This window comes from Photorhabdus viridis (assembly GCF_040256935.1).
GTDB classification, from domain to species: Bacteria; Pseudomonadota; Gammaproteobacteria; order Enterobacterales; family Enterobacteriaceae; genus Photorhabdus; species Photorhabdus viridis.
This window is the reverse complement of the sequence record NZ_JBEJZY010000604.1, coordinates 1-223: the sequence shown is the minus strand read 5'-3', so window position 1 is coordinate 223 and position 223 is coordinate 1. Positions and strand designations below refer to the sequence as shown.

Below are 223 nucleotides of genomic sequence, written 5' to 3'. Positions count from 1 at the left end.
GAATAACTTGCCCTGCGTGCGGCGCGTTTCACGATGCAGGTCATCGCGCTCAAATTCAGTGATGAGTGTCTGTTCATGCCGGATCGCACTCAGGTGACCAGAGCCGTAGTAAAGCCAGCTTAAGGCGCCGCCCTGTGGCAGCGTGAGAGCGGTCAGGTTATCCAGTTCGTCATAACTGAACTGGAGGCAATCGTCGCCGTTCTGCTCGCGAATGACGCGCCCC

The 223-nt window shown here is 57.8% G+C and carries 1 protein-coding gene; it reads right to left on the bottom strand.

Translation table 11 applies throughout. The features are described 5' to 3' along the window. Positions 1-223: hypothetical protein (locus tag ABR397_RS24740; RefSeq protein ID WP_350307976.1), on the bottom strand; the 223-nt coding region annotated here is incomplete at both ends.